Annotated in this window: 1 protein-coding gene and 1 pseudogene; both read left to right on the forward strand. The window is 56.7% G+C overall.

Features of this window, described 5'->3' with window-relative positions; all coding sequences use genetic code 11:
- Positions 1 to 195, forward strand: a pseudogene (locus tag JUK32_RS12640) (CPBP family intramembrane glutamate endopeptidase); the annotation flags it as partial.
- Positions 196 to 377: 182 nt separating this feature from the next.
- A complete protein-coding gene (locus JUK32_RS12645) occupies positions 378 to 1,736 on the forward strand; it encodes an aspartate aminotransferase family protein (RefSeq protein ID WP_204139217.1) in 1,359 nt (452 codons plus the stop codon).
- The last annotated feature ends 251 nt before the right edge of the window (positions 1,737 to 1,987 follow it).

A 1,987-nucleotide genomic window follows, 5' to 3' on the forward strand; every position in this document is an offset into this window, starting at 1 on the left:
CACTTGCAGCTGATTAACCCGATCTGGCCGGATGCCCAGCCCTACGACATGATTTTTGTGGTGGCGGTGGCGCTGGTGGTGGTGGGGCTCAATCGCAAAGCCATGTTTCGCAAAACCGGAGCCGTGACTCAGGTGATTCCCGCTGCAGTGCCGCGAGAACGACCGGGAGAGCTCACCGGAGACCCCAACCTGTGAGCCGCCGATCGGGGCCGGAGGTCGGGCGGGTTGGGCGATCGCGAGTGGATCGCGATGCTGGCGAAGTTAACGTTCTGTTCCATTGTCTACCGCCCGGAAAATTCGCCCCCGTGAATCACGCTACAACTACTCCATACGACTCCGTGCTAACCAACTAATAGATATCTCATGAGGTCAATCGCATGGTCTTAATTGGTGATCACACACAAGCCACCCGCCCCTCTTTACCGACACCCACTGTTTTAGAGAAAGCTCAGAACTCCCTCATTCGTTATGGTGGAACCTTCTCTAGCTTTATTGCTCACCGCGCCGCAGGCTCCTTTCTTTACGATCGCAGTGGACGCCGTGTGCTGGACTTTACATCTGGTCAAATGAGCGCCATCTTGGGACACAGCCATCCTGACATTGTCGAAACCGTTAGCCAGTCCATTGGGACTCTGGCGCATCTGTTTAGCGGCATGTTGTCAGAACCGGTGGTGGACCTCGCCGAAACCCTCACCGCCCTCACGCCGCCCGGTCTCGATCGGGTGATGTTTTTGAGCACAGGTGCTGAATCCAACGAAGCGGCGCTCAAGATGGCGCGGCTGGCTACGGGTGGGCACGAAGTGGTGAGCTTCGCCCAATCCTGGCATGGCATGACGGGAGGAGCTGCCGCCGCCACCTACTCAGCCGCCCGCCGGGGGTATGGACCGATGGGCGTCGGTGGGATGGCGATCATGGCTCCCAATTTTTACCGCCCGACCTTTGGTCAGGTAGCGGAGTATGACTGGCGGGCCGAGCTAGACTACAGTTTTGAACTCGTCGATCGCCAATCCACCGGAGCCCTGGCCGCTTTTATTGCTGAACCGATTCTCAGTGCGGGGGGCATTCTCGATTTGCCTGTGGGCTACCTGCAAGCCCTCAAAGCCCACTGTGAGGCAAGGGGCATGATGCTGATTATCGATGAAGCCCAAACCGGACTGGGCCGCACCGGTGAGATGTTTGCCTTCTCAAGAGATGCGATCGTGCCCGATTTTCTGACCCTCTCTAAAACCCTGGGCGCAGGGTTACCGCTCTCCGCTGTGCTCACCTCTGCTGAGATTGAGGAAAAATGCCACGAACGCGGCTTTGTCTTTTACACCACCCACGTCTCAGACCCGCTCCCGGCGGCCATCGGCCTCACGGTTTTACAGGTACTCCTGCGCGATCAGTTGGTGCAACGCGCCCAGGTCGCAGGAACTCAGCTCAGACAGGGGCTGGAATCACTGCAAGCAGAATTCGATTGCATCGGGGATGTGCGGGGGCGCGGTTTGCTACTGGGCCTGGAAATTGTGCGCGATAAAGAAACGAAAGCCCCGGCCCCGGAACTGGGCGATCGCATTACCCAGAAAGCCCTTGACCTGGGTCTGAGCATGAATATCGTCAATCTGCCGGGGATGGGTGGAATCTTTCGCATTGCCCCGCCGCTGACTGTTTCAGATCAGGAGATCGCATTGGGGTTATCGATTTTGCGAGAGGCGATCGTTGACGCATTGAGGAAACCGACTGGAACGGTCGGTTAAATCACGCTTTTAGGCGATCGCAACTGCACTATAGAAATTCATCCTAGTGCTCTGTCAGTGCTTGATTCTAGGGTGATGCACACTCGCCAACATCCTATTGCTGCGACAAGGCAAGGTCTACGACAAACTCAGGATGAGCGGGCTCTATGCGTTCGGACTGAGTTTGTCGTTCACGCCTTAGTGGTGCAGAAAAGTCCTGAGAGTATTGATGTAGCTAGATTCTCAGATTGAGAAGGGGAGCCATCTGTGAG

Origin of the sequence: Halomicronema sp. CCY15110 (assembly GCF_016888165.1) — a bacterium.
Classification (GTDB): domain Bacteria; phylum Cyanobacteriota; class Cyanobacteriia; order Phormidesmidales; family Phormidesmidaceae; genus Halomicronema.

Coding starts and splice junctions, on each gene's coding strand:
- JUK32_RS12645 (WP_204139217.1), top strand. CDS start 378: ATGGTCTTAATTGGTGATCACACACAAGCCACCCGCCCCTCTTTACCG.